The sequence below is a fragment of the Streptomyces sp. NPDC037389 genome (genome assembly GCF_040636475.1).
GTDB lineage: Bacteria > Actinomycetota > Actinomycetes > Streptomycetales > Streptomycetaceae > Streptomyces > Streptomyces hesseae.
In genome coordinates, this window is the sequence record NZ_JBEZUS010000008.1 from 148,703 (window position 1) to 170,171 (window position 21,469).

Below are 21,469 nucleotides of genomic sequence, written 5' to 3' on the forward strand. Positions count from 1 at the left end.
TCGCCCCCTTTGCCGTCGGCTGCCCAGATGTGCAAACGGTGAACGGGCGGGAGCGTGGCCTCCTCACCCCTGCCCACCCCGCGGCAACCCGATCGGGTTGGGGAAGCGCAGCGCCACCGCGCATGCCCGCGCCAACGGCGCGAGCAGCGGGCCCAGTTCCTCGGGGCCGGGCCCGGACTCCGCCCACACCCGCCCCGCCGCCAAGTCCGTCGCCTCCTCGACGGACGCCAAGAGATCCCGCCCGTCCCGCGTAGCCACCCCGTCCACCCCGAGCAACCCCCGCGCCACCAGCCGTGCCCCCGCCGCCTCCCACTCCTCATCCGTCCAGCCCCGGTAGGGCTGGAGCTCCGAGCGCGGCACGTCGATGCCCGAGCGCAGCACCAGCGCCTCGCAGCCGTCGAGCCCGGCGGCGACGAGGGCCGCCACATGGCCGTCGCCCCGGTGCTCGCGCAGCAGCGTCGCCGCGTGCCACAGGCGCTCAAGAGGGTCGTCGGGCCAAGCAAGTGCCGCGTGCGCGGCGGACAGGATGCGCCCGCCGTGGTCCAGGCCCCGCGCGACGTCGGCGAGCAACCCACCCGCCCGCACCGCCTCCTTCTCCTGGCCCGCCAGCAGCCGTTCCAGCGCCGCCCTCGCTCCCGCGCGCCGGATCTTCAGGGCCCGCGCTGGCGGAGTGATGTCCCATACCGACGGCAGCGCCCGGGCGACAGTCCCCGGCGCGAAGCCGAAGAACGCCGCCGCGACCGGCTCCGGGCCCACCGGCCCGAGCGGTGCCGCCCGGCCGGCGAAGTAGCCGCGCCGCCAGCCGCGCAGGCCCGCCTCCTCGAAGGCGGTCAGCGCCTCCGGGGCGAAGTAGGTGACGGCGTGGACGGGTTCGTAGAGCTTCCACATTTCGCGGGCCACCGCGTCGGTCGTGTACGCCGTGTCGTTCATTGCCCCGACCTCCTTCGATCATCCGCCAACTGGCGGCCCAATCCTCGCAGCACCTCCTCCGCCTCCGCCATGATCCGTTCGATCAGCGCCGCGCACGACGGCAGGTCCTCGATGACCCCCGCCACCTGCCCGGCTGCCATCACCCCCAGGTCCGTACGGCCGTCGACCATCGCCGCCTTCAGCAGCATCGGTGTGTTCGCTGCCAGCAGCACCTGACCCCAGCCGAGTTCCCCGCCGTGCCGCAGGGCCCGCCCGTCGCGCAGCATTTGCCCCCACGTCATCCCCGACAGCGCCCGGAAGGACGCCGCGTGCCGTACGGCCCGGACGAGCGAGACCGCCCGGCCCGCGCGCTCCAGCCCCGTGACGAAGGGGGTGCGCAGCATCCGGTGGGGGAGGCCGTCGACGCGGTCGGTGACGGTGACGTCCTTGACGGACGCGGCGAGGTACGCGGCCTTCACGGCCGCCGGGACCGTGCTGTCCGCCGTGAGCAGGAACCGGGTGCCCATGGCGATGCCCGCCGCCCCGTAGGCGAGGGCGGCGACCAGGCCCCGGCCGTCGCGGAAGCCGCCCGCCGCGACGACCGGTATGCCGACCGCGTCGACGACCTGCGGCAGCAGCACCGACGTCGCGACCTCGCCCGTGTGGCCGCCGCCCTCGCCGCCCTGCACGATCACGGCGTCCGCTCCCCACGCCGCGACCTTCTCGGCGTGCCGCCGGGCGCCGACGGAGGGGATGACGACCACGCCCGCGTCCTTGAGCCGGGCGATCAGCTCCCGCGAGGGGGCCAGCGCGAACGACGCCACCCGCACCCCCTCCGCCACCAGGATCGCGACGCGTTCGGCGGCGTCGCCCGCGTCCGCGCGCAGATTGACGCCGAAGGGCCGGTCGGTACGGGACTTCACCTCCCGGACAGCGGCTCGCAGCCGCTCCGGCGTCATGGTGGCCGAGCCCAGGATGCCCAGGCCTCCGGCGGTGGCGACGGCCGTCACCAGCCGGGGGCCCGCCACCCAGCCCATGCCGGCCTGTACGACGGGGTGCCGGACGCCCACGAGGTCCGTGAGCGCCGTCCTCATGCCCGTACCGTCCTCACGCCCGTACCTCGCGGTCGCGCAGGCCGTCCGGGTCGACGACCTCCCGGATCAGCCGCAGCTCGTCCGCCGTCGGCTGCCGCGTGCGCGGCACGTCCGCCGGTACGTCGAGGGGGAAGCCCGTGGCCGCCCGTACCTCCTCGGCCGTGACGCCGGGGTGCAGCGAGCGGACCCGTAGCGTGCGGTCCGGCGTCTCGAAGTCCAGCACCGCGAGATCGGTGACCACGCGCCGGACGCCGTGGAAGCGCGTGGCGGCGGGCCCGGCGGCGGCCGCCCGGTCGTAGCCGACGCCGCAGACCATGTCGACGCGCTCGACCAGGACCCGGGGGGAGTGCCGGGGGATCCAGTAACTGACCGGATGATTCAACGTGTTGACGGGCGCGCCGCGCACGCCCAGCAGCTGCCGGTCGGGGCGGCGCGCGTCGCCGATGCGGCTGATGTTCTGGTTGCCGTGCCGGTCGAGCTGGCTCGCGCCCATCATCACATGCCGTCTGCCGCCGGTGACCAGCGCCAGATGGCGGCGGAACGGCAGCCAGCCCTCGACCACCCGCGCCGTGCGGCCCAGCGCCGGGACATCGGCGATCAGCATCGCCTCGCCGTCCGTCAGCAGCAGCTCCGGGGCGAACGTCAGCCGCGCCAGCCGGGCGCCGATCGTGGGGACCGTGCCCATCGGGCTCGCCAGGATCTCCCCGTCGCCGCGCCAGGCCTCCGCGCAGGCGACGACACAGATTTCCGCCCTGCTCGCGCTCAAGACGCCTCCCGTCCACGCGCCGCTTCGACCGCCGCCCGGTACTCGTCCTCGTCGCCGGACAGGAAACGCGCCACGAACTCCCGCCAGGCCGCCGGGTCCGCCGCCGCTCGTGCGTAGGCCGCCTGGAACGCCTCGTCGCGCCCGTAGTCCGGCACGCACGAGGTGAAGTGCGCGCCGCCCGGCGCCTCGACGACCCCGGTCACGCAGTGCCGCTGGACGAGCAGCGTCTGCGGCTCGCCCCCGTCCGCGAACTCCTCGCTGCCGACGATCCGTTCGCAGGAGACGTACGCCTCCTTGGCCGCCTCGCAGAACAGGTCGTCGAAGTACGGGTCCGGGCCCAGGTACTGGGCGTTGCCGCGCGCGTCCGCGCGGTTGAGGTGGACCAGGGCCGCGTCGAGGGCGAGCGCGGGCACGGCGACCAGCTCCTCTCCGTCCTCGTACGGCGAGGTGACCGTCCGCAGCTCCGGGTTCAGCGTCATGACGTCCGAGCCGAGCCCCGCCCGCACGGGCAGGAACGGCAGCCGGTGCGCGGCGGCCGTCAGGCCCCACATCACCATCGACTCGTCGAGCTCCACCAGCTCCAGGGCGCCCCGCTGCCGGGCGGCGCGGAAGTGCGGTTCGAGGGGGATCGAGTCGAGGGAGACGAAGGCCGTCACCAGCTTGCGGATCCGGCCCGCCGCCGTCAGCAGGCCGATGTCGGGGCCGCCGTAGGAGACGACGGTCAGATCGGTCAGCCCTGCCCGTAACACGGCCCTGACCAGCGCCATCGGTTTGCGGCGCGACCCCCAGCCGCCGATGCCGATCGTCATGCCGTCCGTCAGCCGGGCCACGGCTTCGTCGGCGGTCATCCTCTTGTCGGCCGTCATATCCGCTCCCTTCCGGGTCGGCCGGCTACGAAGGCGGCGCGATGCCGGTCGCCGACGCCGCTGAGGGCGGCCTCGAAGGTGAAGCCCTGTTCGTAGCGGTAGCCCCGGCGGACGTCGACGGGGTCGATGCCGTTGAGCGCGGCCTTGGCCATGCGCAGCAGCGCGCCGTCCTTCGCCGCGATCTCCCGCGCCAGCTCCAGGGCCGCCCCGGCGAGCCCGGCCCGGGGTGTGACGCGCCAGACCGAGCCGTGCCGGTGCAGCTCGGCGGCCGTGACGGTGCGCGAGGTGTAGAAGAGGGTGCGCATCAGATGCTGGGGCACGAGACGGGAGAGGTGGGTGGCGGCGCCCAGCGCGCCCCGGTCGAGCTCGGGCAGCCCGAACACCGCGTCGTCGGAGGCGACGACCGCGTCGGCGTTGCCCACGAGACCGACGCCGCCGCCGAGACAGTGGCCGTGCACGGCGGCGACGACCGGGACGGGACAGTCATAGACGGCGGAAAAGGCCTCGGCGCAGGCATGGTTGACGTCGACGAGAGCCTGGTGACCCGGTGTGCCGCTCAACTCCTTCAGATCGACACCGGCGTTGAAGCCGCGTCCGGCGGCGGTGAGCAGAACACAGCGGGTGTCCGGGTCGGAGCCCGCCGTGCGGAGGGCGTCCGCCAGCGCGTACCAGCCGCGTACGGGCAGGGCGTTGACGGGCGGGACGTCCACGGTGACGACGGCGATGCCCGGTTCGGGGCGTGCGGTGGAGATGCCCATCGGCTACCTTTCCACCAAACGTTTGTTAGGTATCGGTCCGTTGTCGACGGTAGCAGCGGACCGTTCGCTGGGGGAGGCGTGCATGAGCGGAACTCCCGGCCCCGGGGCGGGCGATCGGAGTGCCGGTCCCGACGGCCGCCGGGTCGTTCTCGTCACCGGCGGCACCCGGGGCGTGGGCGCGGGCATCGCGCGGGCCTTCCTGCGCACGGGCGCGGACGTCGTGGTGTGCGCCCGCCGGCCGCCCGACGAGCCGGTCGCGGCGGCGGGGCGGACGGCCCGCTTCCACAGCGCGGATCTCAGGGAATCAGCGGCTGTTCAGGAGGTTTTCACCTGGCTCGCCGCCGAGTACGGCCGGCTCGACGTCCTCGTCAACAACGCCGGCGGCACGCCCCACCGGCCGCTCGACGCGACGGACGCGGCCCGGCACGTCCGGATCCTGGAGCTCAACCTCCTCGTACCCCTCGCCGTCTCGCTCGCCGCCCGTCCCCTGCTGCGGACGCGGCCCGGCCCGCAGCAGGGGACGGCCGGCGCGATCGTGATGATCGGCAGCGTCAGCGGCACCCGCCCCTCGCCCGGCACCGCCGCCTACGGCGCCGCCAAGGCCGGACTGGAGAACCTGGCCCGCACCATGGCCGTCGAGTGGGCCCCGCACATCCGGGTCAACACCCTCGTCCTCGGCATGGTCGGCACCCCGGCCGCGCGGGCGCACTACGGCGGCGACGCGGGCCTCGCCGCCGTCGGCCGGACCGTACCGGCGGGGCGGCTCGCCGAGCCCGACGAGATCGGCGAGGCCGCCGTCTTCCTCGCCTCGGACCGGGCCGCCTACGTCACCGGGGCCGGCCTCCTCGTCCACGGCGGCGGCGAGGCACCGGCCTTCCTCGCGGCGGCACACGGAGGGACGACATGACCGGGATCTGCGCGGGACGGGTCGCCGTCGTCACCGGCGCCGGCCGGGGCCTCGGCCGCGCCCACGCGCTGGCGCTCGCCGCCGAGGGCGCCAGGGTCGTCGTCAACGACCTGGGCGCGGGACCCGGCGGGGAGGGCGCCTCGGCGGACCCCGCCCGGCTGGTCGTCGAGGAGATCCGCGCCCGAGGCGGCGAAGCCGTCGCCCACGGCGGCGACATCGCCACCGACGAGGGCGCTCGCTCGCTCGTCACCACCGCCCTGGAGACGTACGGACGCCTCGACGTGCTCGTCAACAACGCGGGGTTCCTACGGGACCGCATGCTCGTCAACCTCGGCGAGGACGACTGGGACGCGGTCATTCGCGTCCACCTCAAGGGCCACTTCCTCACGCTGCGCCACGCCGCCGCACACTGGCGGGCGCGGGCCAAGGAGGGGCGTACGCCCGAGGCCCGCGTCGTCAACACCACGTCCGGCGCGGGCCTGCTGGGCGGCGTCGGCCAGGCCAACTACGCCGCCGCCAAGGCCGGCGTCGTCGGCCTCACCCTCGTGGCCGCCGCCGAACTGGCCCGCTACGGCGTCCAGGTCAACGCCGTCGCCCCGGCGGCCCGCACCCGGATGACCGAGCGGGTCTTCGCGGAGGCGATGGCCGCGCCGGAGGACGACGGATTCGACGCGATGGCCCCGGCCAACGTCTCACCGCTCGTGGTCTGGCTGTCCTCGACGGACGCGACCGGCGTCACAGGCCGGGTCTTCGAGGCGGAGGCAGGCCGCATCACGGTCATGGAGGGCTGGCACCCGGGCCCCACGACCGACAAGGGCGACCGCTGGACACCGGGGGAAGCGGGGAAGGCGGTACGAGGGTTGCTGGCACGGGCCCGGGCGGAGGGACCGGTGTACGGGGCCCCGCCGGGGTAGCCCGCCACCGGCGCTCCCGCTGTGATCACCGCCACATCCCCGGCCTGTCACGCCCGTCGCCCGGGCGGTGTCCCCATGGTGCGAGACCGAAATGAAAGGAGCGTCATCATGAGGACCGTCATCGTGTGCACTTCCGTGTCCCACGGCAACACGAAGAGGATCGCCGACGTCATGGGCCGGGTACTGGAGGCCCGGGTCGTCGAGCCCGAACAGGTCGACGTGGCGGAGCTCGCCGCCTACGACCTGGTGGGATTCGGCTCGGGCATCTTCACGCAGAACGTCCACCCACGGCTGCGCCGGTTCGCCGAGTCGCTGCCGGAGGGCCGGTACCGCAAGGCGTTCGTCTTCACCACCAGCGGACTGCCCGAACCGCCGTTCCGGCCCCACACCCGCTCCCTCGCGCGGCTTCTGGAGGAAAAGGGCTTCGACGTGAGCGACACCTTCCAGTGCCGGGGGTACGACACCTCGCTCCCGTTCAATCTCGTCGGCGGTATCAAGAAGGGACGGCCCGACGCCTCCGACCTGGAGGCGGCGCGGGCGTTCGCCGAAGGGCTGAGGGTCAGGGCACTGTCCTGATCAGGACACCACGTCCTTGCCCCGGAAGTGCCGGAACGCCAGCGCGAAGAACACCACCGCGTACGCGACCGACACCGCCGTCCCCTTCACCATCCCGCCGTACTCCGGGTGCGGCTGGAGCGCGTCGGCCCACGCGTACTGCCAGTGGGCCGGCAGCAGGTCCCGCCAGTCGCCCAGCGCCGTGACCGCGTCGAGGACGTTGCCGACGATCGTGAGGCCCATCGCGCCGCCCACCGCGCCCAGCGGCGCGTCCGTGACCGTCGACAGCCAGAACGCCAGCGCCGCCGTCACCAGCTGGCCGACGAAGACGAAGGCCACGCAGAGGGCCAGCCGGCCCGTCGCCGTGCCCGCGTCCAGGGAGCCCCCGGTGGGGATCCGCAACGGTCCCCAGCCGTAGGCGGCCGTGCCCGCCACGAGCGCCACCAGCGGCAGCAGCACCATCGCCGCCGCGCTGAAGGCCAGCGCCACGGCCAGCTTGGCCCACAGCAGCCGGGCGCGCGGCACGGGCGCGGCCAGCAGGTACCGCAACGACGACCAGCTCGCCTCCGAGGCAACCGAGTCACCGCAGAACAGCGCCACCGGCACCACCAGCAGGAAGCCCGCCGAGACGAACAGCGCGGTGGCGGCGAAGTTCGCGCCGGAGGCGGTGGCGGTGTCCATCAGGGTCACCCGCCCGTCGCGGCCCTGGCGGTCGCCGCCGATCGCGAAGGCCGCGATCAGGACGAACGGCAGCACCGCGAGCACTGCGCCCATCACCAGTGTGCGGCGGCGCCGCAGCTGCCGCGCCGCCTCCACGCGCAGCGGCAGGGTGCGGCCGGCCCGGTAGCCGGGCGCGGATTCGACGGCCGTGGTGCTGCTCACGCGGAGCCTCCGATCAGGGTCAGGAACGCGTCCTCCAGCCGCCGGTGCGGGCCCACGCTCGCCACGGGCACCTCCAGCCGGACCAGTTCCACCAGCAGTTCCGGCACGGTCGCGCCGTCGAGCCGCACCAGCAGCCCCTCGTCGGCCCATACGGCCGAGGCCACGCCGGGCAGGGCGGCCACCTTGTCCACCGTCACCTCCGACAGCCGGCCCTCGACGCCCACCAGCAGGGTGTCGCCCGAGCCGACGATCTCCGAGACCGCACCGGCGCCGACCAGCCGCCCCCGGTCCATGACGACCAGATGGGTGCAGGACTGCTCGACCTCGGCGAGGAGATGGCTGGAGACGATCACCGTGCGGCCGGCCGCCGCGTAACGGATCATCACCTCCCGCATCTCCCGGATCTGCGGCGGGTCCAGCCCGTTGGCCGGCTCGTCGAGGATCAGCAGATCCGGCAGGCCCAGCATGGCCTGGGCGATCGCGAGGCGCTGCCGCATGCCCTGGGAGTACGTGCGGACGGCCCGGTCCAGCGCGGAGCCCAGCCCGGCGATCTCCAGGGCCTCCTCCAGGCGGGCGTCCTCGGCGGGACGGCCGGTGGCCCGCCAGTACAGGTCCAGGTTGGCCCGTCCCGACAGGTGCGGCAGGAAGCCCGCGCCCTCGACGAACGCGCCGACCCGCGACAGCACGGGCGAGCCCGGCCTGATCGCGTGCCCGAAGACCCGGATCTCCCCGGCGTCGGGCCGGATGAGGCCCATGAGCATGCGCAGCGTCGTGGTCTTGCCGGCGCCGTTGGGCCCCAGCAGCCCGAGGACCTGCCCTCGTTCGACCTGGAACGACAGGTCGCGCACGGCGTACCGGTCCGCCGACCCCGCGTACCGCTTGCTCAGCCCGGCGATCCGCAGCGGTACGTCGGCCAGCGCCGGGTCGGGCGCGGTGGCGGTGGTGCGGCGCCGCCCGGTGAGCAGCAGGGCCGCCGCCACGAGCACACCGCCGGCCGGCAGCCCCCACGTCCACCACGGCAGGCCGGCCGAGCCGGTCCGGACGCCGGGGGCGGTCGGGACGCTCAGCCCGCCGTCCGTGAGGGAGACGGTGTAGGCGGCGGGGCGCACGGGTGACGCGTAGCCGAGGTCGGTGGCGGAGAGCACGAGCCGCATCCGGTGGCCGGCCTCGAAGGTGTGGTCGATCGCGGGCAGTCGCAGCTCGACCGTTCTGCCGTCCTGCGCGTCGTCGACGCGCAGCGGGGCCACGAGCTGGCCGGGCAGCTGCTGCTGACCGCCGGGGCCGACGTCGTAGACCTTGGCGAAGAGGACCGCCTCACCGGTGTCGGAGGCGACCTTCACCCTCGCGGTCGGCGTACCGGTGACGCGGACGCCCTCGGTCAGCGGGGCGGAGTCGAAACGGGCGTACTGGCCGGGGAAGTCGAGGGACACCCCGAGGCCGAGCCCCGACAGCTGGGACAGGCCGCCCCCGACGCCGGGCACGGCGGAGACGGCCGGGGGAGCGGCGCCCGCGGGGTTGGCGAAGGACTGCGCGCGGCCGGTCAGGGGTACGGCCCGCGCGTCGGATCGCAGCCCGGGGTAGCGGTCCCCGGTCGCCGCGCGCAGCCGTGTCTTGCCGTCGGTGGTGTCGATGCCGCCGGCTCGGCTGACGCGGAAGGCCGGTCCGGTGTCCGTGGCCTCGTCGCCCTTGAGATAGCGGTCGAACCACGCGCGTGTGCGCTGCCCGATCCGGTCCTGCTCGTTCGCGACGCCGGTGTCGTGCCCGCCGGCGATCCAGTCGACGGCCACGGGCGCTCCGTTGCGGCGGATGGCGGTTGCGGCGGCGTCGGACTGGTCGAGGGGGAAGAGGGAGTCGTTCTGCCCCTGGACGATGAGGGCGGGCACCTTGACGCGGTCCGCGACGGCGGAGGGACTGCGGAGCTCCAGCAGCTTCCGCGCCTCCGCGTCCGGCTTTCCGGCGACGGCCACCCGCTCGTACATCTCGCACAGGCTCCGCTCGAACCGCCCGCAGCCGGAGGGGCCCGGACGGTTGGTCGTGGCGCTGCCGGAGGTGGCGGAGGTGGCACCGGTGGTGAAGAAGATGCCGGCCCAGAGCTTCTTGAAGACGTCGCCGGGGAAGAGGGAGTCGGCGAGGTTCCAGTAGGTGATCTGCGGGGCGATGGCGTCGACGCGCTTGTCGTACCCGGCGGCCAGCAGCGCGATCGCACCGCCGTACGAGCCGCCCGCGATGCCGACCCGAGGGTCCCCGGCCGCGTCGAGGCGCACCTCGGGGCGCCGGGCCAGCCAGTCGATCAGGCGGCTGACGTCGGCGACCTCCCGGTCCGGGTCGTTGAGGCCGATCCGGCCGGTGGAGTGCCCGAAACCGCGCGCGGACCACGTCAGCACGGCGTAGCCGGAACGGGCCAGCTCCTCCGCCTCGGGCCGGAGGTCGTCCTTGCTGCCGCCGAAGCCGTGCGCGAGCAGTACCGCCGGGCGGCGCTCGCCGGCGGGTCCGGACGTGAAGAAGGACGTGTCGATCCGGACGGTGTCCTCGCCCCCGCCCGGACCCTCGGGCATGGCGATCGACCGGTCCTCGCGGTGTACGGGAGGATCGCCGCCGGTGGCCGAGGCGACCGTCCAGGTGCCGGCACCACCGAGCACGACGACCGCGGCCACGGCGGCGAACAGCCGCCGCCCGCGCGGGCGGGGGAGACGCAGCTTCATGTTCGAATGCTAAGCGGAGCCGGTATCCGGCTGAGCGCGGCGGTCACTCCCCGGCCATGTCCGCCAGTCTTGTGACGGTGTTCCAGTTGCGCGCCGTGCCCGCCGTGCCCAGCCTCCGCTCGGTGAGGACCTTCGCGAGCCGCGAGTCCCGGATGCCGTTCGCGCAGTGCAGATACAGCTCGCGCTCGCCCAGCGCGAACGCCTCGGGCGCGTACTCCGCCGGGTCGAGATCCGCGACCGTGGCCGGGTCGGCCGGGCCGGCGAGGAAGGTCACCAGGAACCGCGAGGGGTCGACTTCCTGCCCGGCGAACGGATTGGCGTCGACGACACGGCGTATCTCACCCGCCTCGCGCACGAGACAGGTCACGGAGAACCCCAGCTCCCGCTCGACGGCCTCCTCCAGCCGCGCGGCCAGTGTCCCCTCGTCGGCCCCGGCGTGGGTGAAGACGGCGTTGCCGCTGTTGAGATGGGTACGGACGGCCTCGCACCCCATTCCGGCCAGCAGCTCCCGCAAGGTCCGCATGGGGACGCGTTTCTTGCCACCGACGTTGATACCGCGCAGTAGCGCCACATACGTTGTCACGCGGTCACCATAAGGGGACGCACTGACAGAGGTCAGGAGCGCTCCCACCGCACCGTCCGGTCGCACCACCGCTCCAGCAGCACCGCGTCATGCCCGACGGCGAGAAGCCCCGCCCCGCTCTTCCGCCGGTACGCCTCCACGACCCCGACCAACGCCGCCGTCGTCGACGCGTCCAGCATCGCCGTCATCTCGTCGCAGATCAGCCACCGCGGCCGCAGCACCAGCGCCCGCGCCACGCACGCCCGCTGGAGCTGCCCGTCGCTCACCTCGTGCGGGCGGCGTGCCAGGAGCTCGTCCGACAGGCCGACGACCGGCGCCAGCTCGCCCACCCGGACGTCGGCCTCGGCACGGCGGCGGCCCGTCGCCCGCAGCGGCTCGGCGATCAGGTCGCGGAGCCGCAGCCGGGGATCGGCCGACTGCCGGGGCTGCTGGAAGACGACCCCGAACGCGGTGCGCTGCTCGCGCGGCGCGCCGTGCCGCCAGCCGCGGGCGGGCTCGCCGTCGATGACGAGGCTCCCGGCGTCCGGCCGGTGCAGCAGCGCGGCCACGCGCGCCAGCGTGGACTTGCCGCAGCCGCTCGGGCCGAGCAGACCCACGGCCTCGCCGTCGCCGATGGTCAGCGACACATCACGGACGACGGGCTCGCGCGGGACGTAGCCGGCGGTGATGCCGCGCAGCTCAAGCACAGGGGGCCTCCTCGGCGGCCGGGTGCGGATGGTGGCAGGCCACCCCGCCGGCCAGCGCCGGTACGGCCTCGCACACCGCCGTCGGCGTCGCGCAGCGCGCTGCGAACGCGCAGCCCGCCGGCAGCGCGCCGAGCTCCGGCGGCATGCCCGGAATGGGGGTGAACGCCCGCTCGGGCAGCGCGTCCAGCAGCCTCCGCGCATACGGGTGCCGGGGCCCGGCGGCGCCGAAGAACACGGCCGCGTCCGCGATCTCGACGATACGGCCCGCGTACATCACGGCCACGCGGTCGGCGATCCGCTCGGCCGCCGCGAGATCATGCGTGATCATCAGCAGCGCGTGGCCCGCGTCCGCGTGGCGGCGCAGTTCGTCGGCCGTGCGGTCGACGAGCTCACGGTCCAGGCCGGTGGTCGGCTCGTCGGCCAGCAGCAACGGCGCGTCGCCGACGAGCGCGAGCGCGGTGGCCGCGCGCTGCGCCAGGCCGCCGGAGAGCTGGTGCGGATACCGGTCGAGGTGACCGGCCGGGAACGCCGCCCGCGCGGCGGCCGCCTCCACGGCCTCCGCCAGCGCGGCCCTTCGCGCGCCGGTCAGCTCCCGCACGGTCTCCGCCAGTTGCGAGCGAACGGTCCGTACGGGCGTGAGGTGCGCGGCCGGGCTCTGCGGCACGAGCCCGACGCGGCGGCCCCGGACGGTACGGGCCAGCGTCCGCTCGTCGGCGGAGAGCAACTCCAGGCCGTCGCCCAGGCGCGCTTCCCCGGACGTCTCGGCGTTGCCGGGCAGCAGCCCGAGCAGCGCCGAGGCCAGGACGGACTTGCCGCAGCCGCTCTCGCCCACGAGGGCGAGGCATTCCCCGCCACCCAGCTCGAACGAGGCGTCGCTGACGGCGGCGACGTGCCGGCCGCCGGGCATCCGGAACCGTACGGTCAGCCCCCGTACGGACAGCACGGGCTGTTCCACCCTCACAGGGTCAGCTCCGATCGGTGCCGGGGGCTCCGCCGCGCGCGCCAGGCGCCGGCCAGGCCCGCGAGGGCGAGGGTGGGGACGATGATGAACAGGCCGGGGAAGAGCGTGGGCCACCAGTCGCCCGCCAGCAGCGAGCCCCGGGCGCTGTTGACCATGTTGCCCAGGCTCGCCCGGTGAGTGGGCAGGCCCAGGCCCAGGAAGGACAGCGCCGACTCGTGCCAGATCGCGTGCGGCACCATCAGGACCGCCGCGAGCCCCGCCTGCGGCAGCACCCCCGGCAGCAGGTGCCGTACGGTCACGCGCAGGCGGGACGCGCCACCGGAGACGGCCGCGTCGATGTACGGCCGGGTGCGCAGCGACAGCACCTCGGCCCGTACGACGCGCGCCGTCGACAGCCAGTGGGTGACCGCCACCGAGGCGACCACCGGCCAGATCCCGGGCCGGAACAGGGCGACGACGAAGATGCCGAGCAGCAGGTGCGGCACGGACGAGAAGAGGTCGACGAGCCGCATCAGCAGCCGGTCGGTCCGGCCGCCGAGCGCGCCCGCGAGCGCCCCGGCGGCCGTGCCCACGACGGTCGCGACGAGCGCTGCCACCACGCCGACGAGCAGCGAGACGCGCAGCCCGTACACACAGCGCAGCAGCAGGTCCCGGCCGACCTCGTCGGTGCCGAAGGGGTGCGCCGGGCCCGGCGGCAGCAGCTTCGCGCCGAGGTCGACGGCCTGCTCGTCCAGCGGCACGACGAGCGGGACGACCAGCACGGCGAGGACGACGGCAGCCATGACGGCGGCCGGGACCCGCAGGGCCCATCTGCCGCCACCCATCACGTTACATTTCCTCATGGGCCACCCTCGGATCGACCAGCCCGTACAGCAGGTCGGCCAGGAGATTGCCCACCAGCACGGCCGCCGTGGCGAGCACGGTCAGGGCGGCGAGCAGCGGGAAGTCGACCTTGGTGGCCGCCTCGACCATCGCCGAGGCGATGCCCGGCCAGCTGAAGACGGTCTCCACCAGCAGCGCGCCGGTGATGAGTTCGGGCACCCGGGAACCGATCAGGGTGAGGACGGGCAGCAGCCCGGACCGCAGGGCGTGGCCGAGCAGGACCGTCCGCTCGTTCAGCCCGCGGGCACGGGCGCCGCGCACGGGGTCCTCCGCCAGCGCGTCCCCGACGCCCTGGCGCACGTACAGCACGAACCACGGCAACTGGGTGGCGGCCAGGACGGCCGCCGGCAGCACGAGGTGCGAGGCGACCTGGCCGGCCGTGGCGACGTCGGTGCCGGTGTCGGTGAGACCGCCGGCCGGCAGCGCGCCGAGCTTGACGGAGAAGAACCAGACGGCGAGCAGCCCCAGCCAGAACGGCGGCGCCGCCTCCAGCGTGTAGGCGAGCCCGGTGACGGCCCGGTCGAGCCACCCGCCGCGCCGCCGGGCGGCGAGGACGCCCAAAGCCGTACCCATGGTCACGGCCAGGACGAAGGCGACGCCGCACAACAACACGGACCACCCGACGCGCTCCCCGATGATCTGGGAAACGGGCTGGCGCAGCGCCGTCGACTCGCCGAGGTCGCCGGTGAGCGCGGCACACAGCCAGTCCCACCAGCGGGTGACGAACGGCTCGTCGGCGCCGAGGTTCGCGCGCAGCTGGTCCAGTACGTCCCGCCCGGCGCCGAGCCCGGCGGATCCGGCGTAGGCCTTGGCCGGGTCGAAGGGCGAGGACGCGGCGAGGGCGAAGACCCCGAAGGTCACGACGGCGAGCAGGGGGACGGCGGCCAGCAGCCGCCGCCCCGCCATGCGGGCCATCGGCCCCCAGGGAAGCCGGGCGGTCACTTCTTCGGCTGCTTCGGCTTCTTCGGCTGCCAGTCCTCGACGTTCCACCACGGGCCGGCGCCCAGGCCGTGGTCGTGCGGCTCGACCTGGGTGGTGAGGCCCTTGCGGTCGCCGTTCATCACGTAGAGGTGGTCGACGTGGGTGAGGAAGACATAGCCGGGGTTGTCGGCGAGACCGCGCTGCACCGCGTCGTAGGCGGCCTTGCGGGCGGCCTTGTCACCGCCGCGCCGACCCTCCTCCAGGGCCTTGTCGACGGCGGGGTCGTTGTAGGCGGCCATGTTGTTGAAGCCGTCGAGGGCGAGGGAGGAGTGGAGCAGGTTGTAGAGGTCGAAGTCGGGGTCGGCGGGGTTGCCGCCGCCGGCGAGGACCGCGTCGTCCTTCATCCGCGGCTCGATGACCTCCCAGGTGCCGCTCTGCACCTTGACGTCGACGCCCGCCTTCTTGGCGTCCGAGGCGAAGGCCAGGGCGTGCTCCTCGCGGAGCTTGTCACCGGCGGGGAACCAGAGGGCGAAGGCGGCGCGCTGTCCGTCCTTCTCCCGGACGCCGTCGCCGCCGGGCTTCCAGCCCGCGTCGTCCAGCAGCTTCTTCGCCCTGTCCAGGTCGTGCGGCCGCTCGGTGCCCTTCGCGAACCACTCGCTGTCGGTGGGGACGGGCCCGTAACCGGCCCGGCCCGCGCCCTCCAGCAGCTTGTCGACCATGGCGTCGCGGTCGACGGCGAGATCGAGGGCGCGGCGCACGGCGGGATCGCCGGTGACCTTGTTCGCGGTCGGCAGCGTCACGCCGCGGAAGTCGGTGGTCCGGGCGGTGAGGGTGACCTTGGACTTGTCGCCCTTGAAGCCCTTGACCAGGTTCGGCGGCAGGATCGCGCCGTCGAGGTCGCCGGAGCGCAGCCGGGTGGCGCGCACGTCGTCGTCCTTGATGATCGCCATGGTGAGCTTCCTGACCTTCGGCTCGCCGCCCCAGTAGGCGGGGTTGGCCTTGAAGGTCAGCTTCTCGCCCTTGCGCCAGCCGGTGAGGACGTACGGCCCGGTGCCGACGGGCGCCGTGTTGAACGAGCCGGTGTTGACGTCCTGCCCCTTGGCCGCGTGCTCGGGCACGATCGGCAGGACGGTCCGTTCGGCGAAGGGCGCGTAGGGGTACTTGAGCGCGAAGACGACGGTGTCGTCACCGGCGGCGGTGACCTTGTCGATCGCGGCGAGCTCGCCCTTGGCGGCGTTGTTCGTCTTCTCGTCGAGGATGGTCCGGTAGGTGAAGACCACGTCCTGGGCGGAGAACGGCTTGCCGTCGCTGAACGTCACGCCCTTGCGGAGCTTGTACGTGTACGTCCGCCCGTCGTCGGTGACCTTCGGCAGCTCGGCGGCCAGGGCCGGTTCCAGCTTCATGGCGGAGTCGCGGCGGAGCAGCCCGTCGAAGATCTTGGAGTTGCCGTCCTTGCCGTAGCCGAGGAGCGGACTGAGCGTCTCGGGCTCGTTGGCGAGACCGACGACGAGGGAGTCCTCACCACCCCCGGCCCCACCGCCGCCGGGTGTCGAACAGGCCACCGCGCCTGTCGCGAGGACGCCTGCCATGGCCGTGGCGGCCACTCCCCGTATGGACCGGGCCGTCATGCCCACACCTCTTACTCAAGATCTATTGCTATTGCGAACAAAGTGCAATTAAAGCAGTGGCAAAGGACTGGGCATGATCCGGGGGCATGTTTGGGCACGTCAGAGGGCCAGTAGGCCTCGGCTGCGCCAGCCCGGGGGAGCCATATGGGGAGCCACCGGGCTGGCGTACGGGTTCTGGCGTTCGCTTACTCCTCCTCGATGTCGTCCTCCGTGGCGAGGGCGTCCAGAACGTCCGCGAAGATCTCGTCCATGGCTTCCGCCCCCGCAGTGATGACCGGTCGCAGTTGCTTGCGGTAGACCATCTCCGTCGTGGCACTGCCGCTGTGCCCGACGATGCGGGCGATGTCTTCGATGGGTATGCCGTGGTCGGACAGCAGGGAAACGAAGCTGGTCCGTAACTCTCGCGGGGTCCACGCTTTCGGCTCCTCGAAGCCGGCGTCGTTCAGGAGGGAGCGGAAGCGGCGGAGGACATCCCAGGCGTCCCGCTGCTTTCCCGTTGTGCTGGGGAAGACGAGAGCGTCGTCAGTCCATTCCCCTTTGTGGTTCCGCATCTGCTCCCGCTTGAGATCCACCATGACCGACGCGGCGAACCGCGGCATAAGGAGCGACCTGCGGCTCTTCCTCGTCTTGGTGTCACCGTGTCGCCGCACGGAACGCCAGACGTCGATGTGCGGGCGATCCTCATCCGTGTCGGAGAGGTGCACGTGCCGCCATAGCAGCGGCCGCTCCTCCTCGGTCCGGACGCCGACGAGAAGCGCGAGCACCACATAGGCGTGAATCCAGCTACCGCGCCCGGTGCGGAGAACCGACACCGCCTGCTCAAGGCTGAGGGACTTACTCGGCCGGCCGGGCCGCCCCTTGGGGAGCTCGACGAGCTCGGCGACGTTCGCCACGACTTTCTTGTTGCGCTGAGCGTGCCGGATCGAGCGACGCAGAATCGATATGAGGATCTCCAGCGACCGATCGGCCAGTACCTCGGCCTTTCGATCCAGCCATTCGTCCAGGTCATCCACCGCCAACCCGCGCAGCTTGGCCTTGTCGAGATCCGGGATGATGTGGTTGTCGGCGAGGCTCCGGTAGGTCTTCACGGTGTTTGGGTCCCGGCCCTTGAGCCCTCTCGCGAACCATGCCTCGACCGCTTGCCCGACGGTGTAGTTGGCGGACGGCCTGACATCGGCCTCTAGCTCTTTCTTCAGGTCCCGGAGCTTCTGGCGTACTTCCGTCTTGGTCTTGCCCGAGACCGTGGGGCGGATCCGCTTGCCGGTAGAGGTGAATCCGAGTGATATCGCGCCGATGTAGCGGCTCTTGGACTTGTCCCAGTAGATCGAGTCGTCGCCGTTTCCTGCCTTGTGAGAACGGCGAGGCTTCTCCGTCATACAGTTGTCCTTCGGAACGAGGCGGGGCCGCACCATCGTCTGGTGCGGCCCCGTGGGCTTTGTCAGGATCCGATCAGGCGGCCGAGGCGGCTTCGTTCTTGAGGAGCTCGATGTACTCCTCGATGTACTCCGTCGGCACGAGCCGACGACGACCACTCCGGACGGTGCGCAGCCGACCGCGACGGATCTCTTCGTAGGCGCGGGTGGATCCGATGTTGAGGATCCGGGAAGCGGACTTCACGCTGTGCAGGCGTTGCTCGGTGGTGGAGAGGGCAGAGGGCGTCTCCATGCTGGATCTCCTTCACGGTCCCGCGAGCGTGCCGAGACGGCGGCTCTGGGCGGTTTACCTCTCAGGCGGAGGAAGTTCTGGTGGTGGATCCTGCGCCGTGCTCGCGGCTGGTGACGCAGGACGCTGGCCCCGCTTGGGCCCAGATCCGTGACAGAACTGACAGAACCTGGTGCGCATGGCCTTTGACCTGCCTTTTTGCACCTCTGGACGGTCGTGACAGAACTCGCGGAAACTCTGACAGAACCTCTTGGCGGGGGGTTCTGTCACGCGGGACGGCCGGACAGGCGCCGGGTTCTGTCAGAGTTTCCGGAGGTTTTGTCACAGCCTTTGGCAAGGCTTGTTTTCGCAGGTCGGAGGCTTGCGGCAGGGGTTCTGTCAGTTCTGTCAGCCCGACGGGGGTTCTGTCAGGCGCCCCGGGCGAGGCGCGGGTGGGTTTCGTAGCGAGGGGAGGGCGGCCGGCCACCGCGGCCGGTGCGCGGAGGCGGGGGCTGCTGGCGGATCCAGCCGTGTTCCTCCAGCAGGGCGAGAGCGGGGTCGAGGTCGCTCATGGCGGGGAAGTCGCCGCGGGAGAGCTGCCGGAACAGCTCCCGCTTGGTGAACGTGGTCAGCCGGGTGTCGCGGAGGTGGGTGAGGACCTGGTGGGCGGCTTCCTGGGCGGGGTCGGCGCCCATGGCGTCGAAGACGTGTTGGGCGTGGGCGGTGAAGTAGTCGCCGAGGTGGGACGCGGCGGCGAGGGTGGCGGCCTCGATGGGGCGGGTCCAGCCGTTCTCCGGATGCGTGGCCAGGTGAAGGAGACCGGCGATGCGGGCCACGGCCCCGTCGCGCTTGCTGGCCCACTTGACGATCGCGGCCAGTGGCCCGCCCTTGCCGATCCGGGATTCGGTGACCTTCTGATAGGCGAGCAGGACCGCGTCGGCCTCGGGGGTGAGGGTGAGCAGGACGGGGTCCGTCCAGCCGTTCATGGCCATGGCCAGCCCGCCGAGGCGGCGGGTGTAGGTGTCGGCGACGTCGTCGGGGATGAGGTCCGGGGTGAGATTGCGTCTGCCGACCAGGGATTCGGGCTGGGCGTAGAGGAAGCGGGCGAGGAGCCCGCGGCCGTCGGCGCCCTTGATCTGGCCGATGGATTCCAGGACTTCAGGCTGGACGGCCAGGCCCATGGTGACGGCGGGGTGTTCGATGTGCTGGGCATCGCGGCCCTGGCGGTTGACCCGGACCATGTCGCCCGCGTGGCCTTTGAGGAAGACCTCCATGTTGGGGGCGCCGCTGTAGCGTCCGGCGATGATGTCGAAGATGCCGCCTTCCGGGGAGAGGACGGAAATCCTCCCGTCCTGCTCCGCGAGGAGCGTGGCGAGGTTCTCGGGGGTGATGTCGTCGGCCACGAGCTGGGGCTTGGAGGGCACCGCGATGTCCTCGGCGGCCTGGGCGAGGGCGATGGCGTCGGCGGTGAGCTGATCGCGCATGCTCGCGTCGGCGTTCGCGGCCTTGGCCGCAGCCTTGTCGGCAGCCGCCTTGGCGAGGCGGGCGGTGGTTTCGGCCTCAGCACGCACGGGGCCGGAGAGCTCCATGAGCGTCTTCTCCGCTGCCATGAGCGGTTCGGTCATCAGGGAGAACACAGCAGACTTGCGGTTGCCAGGGTCCAGGGCGACGGCTGTGTAGAGGTTGACGGGCTCGCGCCAGCGGCCCCGTACGCAGACGACGGCGCGGCCGCCGGCGGCGGTGGCGATGACGGCGAGGGCCAGGCATCCGGCGAGGTCGGCCGGGGTCTGGGTCTCCTCGGCGACCGCGGCCACCATGTCGGCCAGCCAGTCGGGCAGGGCGTCGACGGGGAAGCCGGGCAGGTCCGGGCGGATGCCGAGCGGTACCGGCTCGTCCCAGACCGGTCCGGTGACCTCCTCGGCGGCGATAGCGTCGAATCCCGCCCACAGGTCAGTCTCGGGCTGGGCGGTCATGCGACTGTCTTCCTTTCCTGCGGGTCAACGCGAAGAGCTGATAGGACGCCCTGACGGGCGACGACCTCCCAGGCGCCAACGGCTACCTGAGGCGGAGCTTGTACGGCGTCTTGAGATCCGTTCATGGGCAGGTGGAAGAGACCACCCCCGCGCTCCCGGGGCGTCATGCCGCACTCTCCGCGCCGGCGCCGAGTCCGCGGGCCACTGCTCGCTGGGCGTAGAACTCGGGGACGCCGACGGACACGGCCGCGTCCACGATCTCCTGGCCCAAGGCCGCCAGCCCGCAGGGGCCGGGGCACTGGCGGTGCTGGGCGGCGAGGAAAGAAGCGACCCCGAACGCCTGTGAGGCGGCTCCGGATTCAGTACGGGCGCGTACCAGGGCGAGGCCCTTTCCCAGGCCGGTGCGGACGTAGGTCTCGGTGTGCCGGCAGCCGGTGGCGACGGCCACGTCCCAGGCGGCGCGCTCCGGCGACGAGCAGTGCGTGCTCCCGAAGGCGGGGGTGGTTTCTTCCTTTTCCGCGAGGGCGCGGACGGCTGGCGGCAGGTCCGTCATGGTGCCGGTGCCGGGCCCGAGCCAGCGGGCGTAGGCCATGAGGGACTTGATGTCCACGCCGGGCTGCACAGCGTTGACCGACGGCATCACCCCGAGGTAGACCCAGTGCTCCCCGCGAGCTGTGGGCACGACGCGGGTCGGCGGCAGGGTCCGGCGCGCCCACATCACGGCGTCCGGGCGGTCGAGGTCCACGACGGTCAGTCCAGCCCCACCGGGGTGGTAGGCCACTGCTACGGCCTGGCGCCACGCTGGAGTCCATGCAGGCGAGGTGATGACCGTGGGATCGGTGCTGGCGGCTGCCCAGCCGTGGCAGATGGAAGGGCACTGGCAAGGGCCCGGGGTCTTCATGTTGGGCCGTCCGCCACAGGCGCAGCGCGCGCAGGACGCGCAATTCCCGAACGGCAGTTTGCCCTCTCGAAGGGGCAGCACCGGCATACCGGACTCCGCTAGGGCAAGCACGGTTCGCAGGTGATCGCTACCGGTCGCGTGGATTCCATCGGCTAACGGCCGCCGGCGGGATCGCGGGATGGGGCCGACTTCGGGCATGCTTGTGGTTCTCCTGTTCTGTCCTTCGGGCGGGATGGGGAGGCCGAGGCGGCGGTGTGTCCTTGCAGGGGAGTGCCGCCGCCTCGGGCGTATCTAGAACGGGGGCTTGTCGGGATTCGCGCCGCTGCCCGCCTCGGGTTCGCTGGTGACGGCAGTCCACGGGTCGCTGCTCGTCGCGGACGCGGTGCCGGCGCCTTTGCCCTCGATCGAGACGTTGGCGAACCGCAGGCTGGCGCCGATGTCGTCGACCTCCACGACGAGCATGGAGCGGTTCTCGCCCTCAGGCGTCTGCCAGTCGTGCTGGCGGATGCGGCCCGAGGCGACGACGCGGGAGCCCTTGGGCAGTGATCCGGCGATGTGCTCGGCCAGGGAGCGCCAGGCCGCACAGCGGAAGAACGTGGACGTTCCGTCCTTCCACTGGTTGCTCTCGCGGTCGAAGGTGCGGGGCGTGGAGGCGATCGTGAACCGAGCGAGCGCCTGTCCGGCGGTCGTGTACTTCAGCTCCGGTTCGCCGGTCAGGTTGCCGATCACGGTGATCGGGGTCTCTCCGAACGACATGCTGATCTCCTCGTCACTCGGTGCCGGTGTAGTGGGCGACGTAGCCGGGGCAGGGCGAGCCGGGGCAGTAGCAGCCGTCGCATACGTTGCAGATGTCGCCGGAGCAGGTGTCGCACAGCTCGTGGCCCGGGCAGTCGTAGTCGGCGCACTCGTCGCAGTAGAAGTCGCTGGACACGTGAAGTCC

Annotated in this window: 22 protein-coding genes; 3 read left to right on the forward strand and 19 right to left on the reverse strand. The window is 72.7% G+C overall.

Annotated features, from left to right (window positions below):
• Positions 1–63: 63 nt before the first annotated feature.
• From AB0E98_RS19410 to AB0E98_RS19430, 5 genes are read right to left on the reverse strand one after another with little or no spacing between them, the layout of a single operon-like run.
• Positions 64–930, reverse strand: coding sequence for a hypothetical protein (locus AB0E98_RS19410; RefSeq protein ID WP_361703973.1), 867 nt, complete (start codon positions 928–930; stop codon positions 64–66).
• Positions 927–2,003 carry a nitronate monooxygenase gene (locus AB0E98_RS19415; protein ID WP_361703974.1) on the reverse strand — a complete coding sequence of 359 codons (1,077 nt, stop codon included), beginning with the start codon at positions 2,001–2,003 and terminating at the stop codon, positions 927–929. Before AB0E98_RS19415 ends, AB0E98_RS19410 begins: the two co-directional genes overlap by 4 nt.
• A gap of 13 nt (positions 2,004–2,016) precedes the next feature.
• Positions 2,017–2,769 carry a CoA-transferase gene (locus AB0E98_RS19420; protein ID WP_361703976.1) on the reverse strand — a complete coding sequence of 251 codons (753 nt, stop codon included), beginning with the start codon at positions 2,767–2,769 and terminating at the stop codon, positions 2,017–2,019.
• Positions 2,766–3,635: a CoA-transferase gene (locus tag AB0E98_RS19425; protein WP_361703979.1), complete on the reverse strand. Its 870-nt coding sequence runs from the start codon at positions 3,633–3,635 to the stop codon at positions 2,766–2,768. The genes AB0E98_RS19420 and AB0E98_RS19425 overlap by 4 nt, the downstream gene beginning before the upstream one ends.
• The gene (locus AB0E98_RS19430) at positions 3,632–4,393 is read right to left on the reverse strand and encodes an enoyl-CoA hydratase family protein (RefSeq protein WP_361703981.1); all 762 of its coding nucleotides are present in this window, start codon (positions 4,391–4,393) and stop codon (positions 3,632–3,634) included. The genes AB0E98_RS19425 and AB0E98_RS19430 overlap by 4 nt, the downstream gene beginning before the upstream one ends.
• Before the next feature lie 82 nt (positions 4,394–4,475).
• Between AB0E98_RS19430 and AB0E98_RS19435 the strand changes: the two genes are divergently transcribed.
• From AB0E98_RS19435 to AB0E98_RS19445, 3 genes are all read left to right on the forward strand, one after another.
• A complete protein-coding gene (locus AB0E98_RS19435) occupies positions 4,476–5,300 on the forward strand; it encodes an SDR family oxidoreductase (RefSeq protein WP_361703984.1) in 825 nt (274 codons plus the stop codon).
• Positions 5,297–6,214, forward strand: coding sequence for an SDR family oxidoreductase (locus AB0E98_RS19440; RefSeq protein WP_361703987.1), 918 nt, complete (start codon positions 5,297–5,299; stop codon positions 6,212–6,214). The genes AB0E98_RS19435 and AB0E98_RS19440 overlap by 4 nt, the downstream gene beginning before the upstream one ends.
• A gap of 108 nt (positions 6,215–6,322) precedes the next feature.
• Positions 6,323–6,790 carry a flavodoxin family protein gene (locus AB0E98_RS19445; RefSeq protein WP_361703990.1) on the forward strand — a complete coding sequence of 156 codons (468 nt, stop codon included), beginning with the start codon at positions 6,323–6,325 and terminating at the stop codon, positions 6,788–6,790.
• Here AB0E98_RS19445 and AB0E98_RS19450 read toward each other — a convergent pair whose 3' ends face one another.
• From AB0E98_RS19450 to AB0E98_RS19515, 14 genes are all read right to left on the reverse strand, one after another.
• The gene (locus AB0E98_RS19450) at positions 6,791–7,651 is read right to left on the reverse strand and encodes an ABC transporter permease subunit (protein ID WP_361703993.1); all 861 of its coding nucleotides are present in this window, start codon (positions 7,649–7,651) and stop codon (positions 6,791–6,793) included. It lies immediately after the preceding gene.
• Complete coding sequence (locus AB0E98_RS19455) at positions 7,648–10,353, reverse strand: alpha/beta fold hydrolase (protein ID WP_361703995.1); 2,706 nt, start codon at positions 10,351–10,353, stop codon at positions 7,648–7,650. The genes AB0E98_RS19450 and AB0E98_RS19455 overlap by 4 nt, the downstream gene beginning before the upstream one ends.
• Before the next feature lie 43 nt (positions 10,354–10,396).
• A complete protein-coding gene (locus tag AB0E98_RS19460) occupies positions 10,397–10,936 on the reverse strand; it encodes a DUF1697 domain-containing protein (RefSeq protein ID WP_361703997.1) in 540 nt (179 codons plus the stop codon).
• 32 nt (positions 10,937–10,968) lie between these two features.
• A complete protein-coding gene (locus tag AB0E98_RS19465) occupies positions 10,969–11,622 on the reverse strand; it encodes an ATP-binding cassette domain-containing protein (protein ID WP_361703999.1) in 654 nt (217 codons plus the stop codon).
• Positions 11,615–12,529 carry an ABC transporter ATP-binding protein gene (locus tag AB0E98_RS19470; RefSeq protein ID WP_361704505.1) on the reverse strand — a complete coding sequence of 305 codons (915 nt, stop codon included), beginning with the start codon at positions 12,527–12,529 and terminating at the stop codon, positions 11,615–11,617. The genes AB0E98_RS19465 and AB0E98_RS19470 overlap by 8 nt, the downstream gene beginning before the upstream one ends.
• 50 nt (positions 12,530–12,579) lie before the next feature.
• Positions 12,580–13,407, reverse strand: coding sequence for an ABC transporter permease (locus tag AB0E98_RS19475; protein WP_361704001.1), 828 nt, complete (start codon positions 13,405–13,407; stop codon positions 12,580–12,582).
• Positions 13,408–13,411: 4 nt separating this feature from the next.
• Positions 13,412–14,407, reverse strand: a complete 996-nt coding sequence (locus AB0E98_RS19480) for an ABC transporter permease (RefSeq protein ID WP_361704003.1) — start codon at positions 14,405–14,407, stop codon at positions 13,412–13,414.
• Complete coding sequence (locus tag AB0E98_RS19485; RefSeq protein ID WP_361704006.1) at positions 14,404–16,014, reverse strand: ABC transporter substrate-binding protein; 1,611 nt, start codon at positions 16,012–16,014, stop codon at positions 14,404–14,406. Before AB0E98_RS19485 ends, AB0E98_RS19480 begins: the two co-directional genes overlap by 4 nt.
• Before the next feature lie 185 nt (positions 16,015–16,199).
• Positions 16,200–17,390 carry a tyrosine-type recombinase/integrase gene (locus AB0E98_RS19490; RefSeq protein WP_361704008.1) on the reverse strand — a complete coding sequence of 397 codons (1,191 nt, stop codon included), beginning with the start codon at positions 17,388–17,390 and terminating at the stop codon, positions 16,200–16,202.
• Between the two features lie 73 nt (positions 17,391–17,463).
• Positions 17,464–17,679 carry a helix-turn-helix domain-containing protein gene (locus tag AB0E98_RS19495; protein WP_361704010.1) on the reverse strand — a complete coding sequence of 72 codons (216 nt, stop codon included), beginning with the start codon at positions 17,677–17,679 and terminating at the stop codon, positions 17,464–17,466.
• 404 nt (positions 17,680–18,083) lie between these two features.
• Positions 18,084–19,628, reverse strand: coding sequence for a YfjI family protein (locus tag AB0E98_RS19500; RefSeq protein WP_361704012.1), 1,545 nt, complete (start codon positions 19,626–19,628; stop codon positions 18,084–18,086).
• Between the two features lie 163 nt (positions 19,629–19,791).
• A complete protein-coding gene (locus AB0E98_RS19505) occupies positions 19,792–20,673 on the reverse strand; it encodes a bifunctional DNA primase/polymerase (protein WP_361704508.1) in 882 nt (293 codons plus the stop codon).
• A 147-nt stretch (positions 20,674–20,820) separates the two neighbouring features.
• Positions 20,821–21,285, reverse strand: coding sequence for a single-stranded DNA-binding protein (gene ssb / locus AB0E98_RS19510; RefSeq protein ID WP_361704014.1), 465 nt, complete (start codon positions 21,283–21,285; stop codon positions 20,821–20,823).
• Positions 21,286–21,298: 13 nt separating this feature from the next.
• Complete coding sequence (locus AB0E98_RS19515) at positions 21,299–21,460, reverse strand: hypothetical protein (RefSeq protein ID WP_361704017.1); 162 nt, start codon at positions 21,458–21,460, stop codon at positions 21,299–21,301.
• Positions 21,461–21,469 lie beyond the last annotated feature (9 nt).

What these genes read in the sequence shown, in the direction of transcription:
- AB0E98_RS19410 (WP_361703973.1), bottom strand. Translation starts at nt 930, where the DNA reads ATGAACGACACGGCGTACACGACCGACGCGGTGGCCCGCGAAATGTGG.
- AB0E98_RS19415 (WP_361703974.1), bottom strand. Translation starts at nt 2,003, where the DNA reads ATGAGGACGGCGCTCACGGACCTCGTGGGCGTCCGGCACCCCGTCGTA.
- AB0E98_RS19425 (WP_361703979.1), bottom strand. Translation starts at nt 3,635, where the DNA reads ATGACGGCCGACAAGAGGATGACCGCCGACGAAGCCGTGGCCCGGCTG.
- AB0E98_RS19430 (WP_361703981.1), bottom strand. Translation starts at nt 4,393, where the DNA reads ATGGGCATCTCCACCGCACGCCCCGAACCGGGCATCGCCGTCGTCACC.
- AB0E98_RS19435 (WP_361703984.1), top strand. Translation starts at nt 4,476, where the DNA reads ATGAGCGGAACTCCCGGCCCCGGGGCGGGCGATCGGAGTGCCGGTCCC.
- AB0E98_RS19440 (WP_361703987.1), top strand. Translation starts at nt 5,297, where the DNA reads ATGACCGGGATCTGCGCGGGACGGGTCGCCGTCGTCACCGGCGCCGGC.
- AB0E98_RS19445 (WP_361703990.1), top strand. Translation starts at nt 6,323, where the DNA reads ATGAGGACCGTCATCGTGTGCACTTCCGTGTCCCACGGCAACACGAAG.
- AB0E98_RS19455 (WP_361703995.1), bottom strand. Translation starts at nt 10,353, where the DNA reads ATGAAGCTGCGTCTCCCCCGCCCGCGCGGGCGGCGGCTGTTCGCCGCC.
- AB0E98_RS19470 (WP_361704505.1), bottom strand. Translation starts at nt 12,529, where the DNA reads ATGCCCGGCGGCCGGCACGTCGCCGCCGTCAGCGACGCCTCGTTCGAG.
- AB0E98_RS19475 (WP_361704001.1), bottom strand. Translation starts at nt 13,407, where the DNA reads ATGGGTGGCGGCAGATGGGCCCTGCGGGTCCCGGCCGCCGTCATGGCT.
- AB0E98_RS19485 (WP_361704006.1), bottom strand. Translation starts at nt 16,014, where the DNA reads ATGACGGCCCGGTCCATACGGGGAGTGGCCGCCACGGCCATGGCAGGC.
- AB0E98_RS19490 (WP_361704008.1), bottom strand. Translation starts at nt 17,390, where the DNA reads ATGACGGAGAAGCCTCGCCGTTCTCACAAGGCAGGAAACGGCGACGAC.
- AB0E98_RS19495 (WP_361704010.1), bottom strand. Translation starts at nt 17,679, where the DNA reads ATGGAGACGCCCTCTGCCCTCTCCACCACCGAGCAACGCCTGCACAGC.
- AB0E98_RS19500 (WP_361704012.1), bottom strand. Translation starts at nt 19,628, where the DNA reads ATGACCGCCCAGCCCGAGACTGACCTGTGGGCGGGATTCGACGCTATC.
- ssb (WP_361704014.1), bottom strand. Translation starts at nt 21,285, where the DNA reads ATGTCGTTCGGAGAGACCCCGATCACCGTGATCGGCAACCTGACCGGC.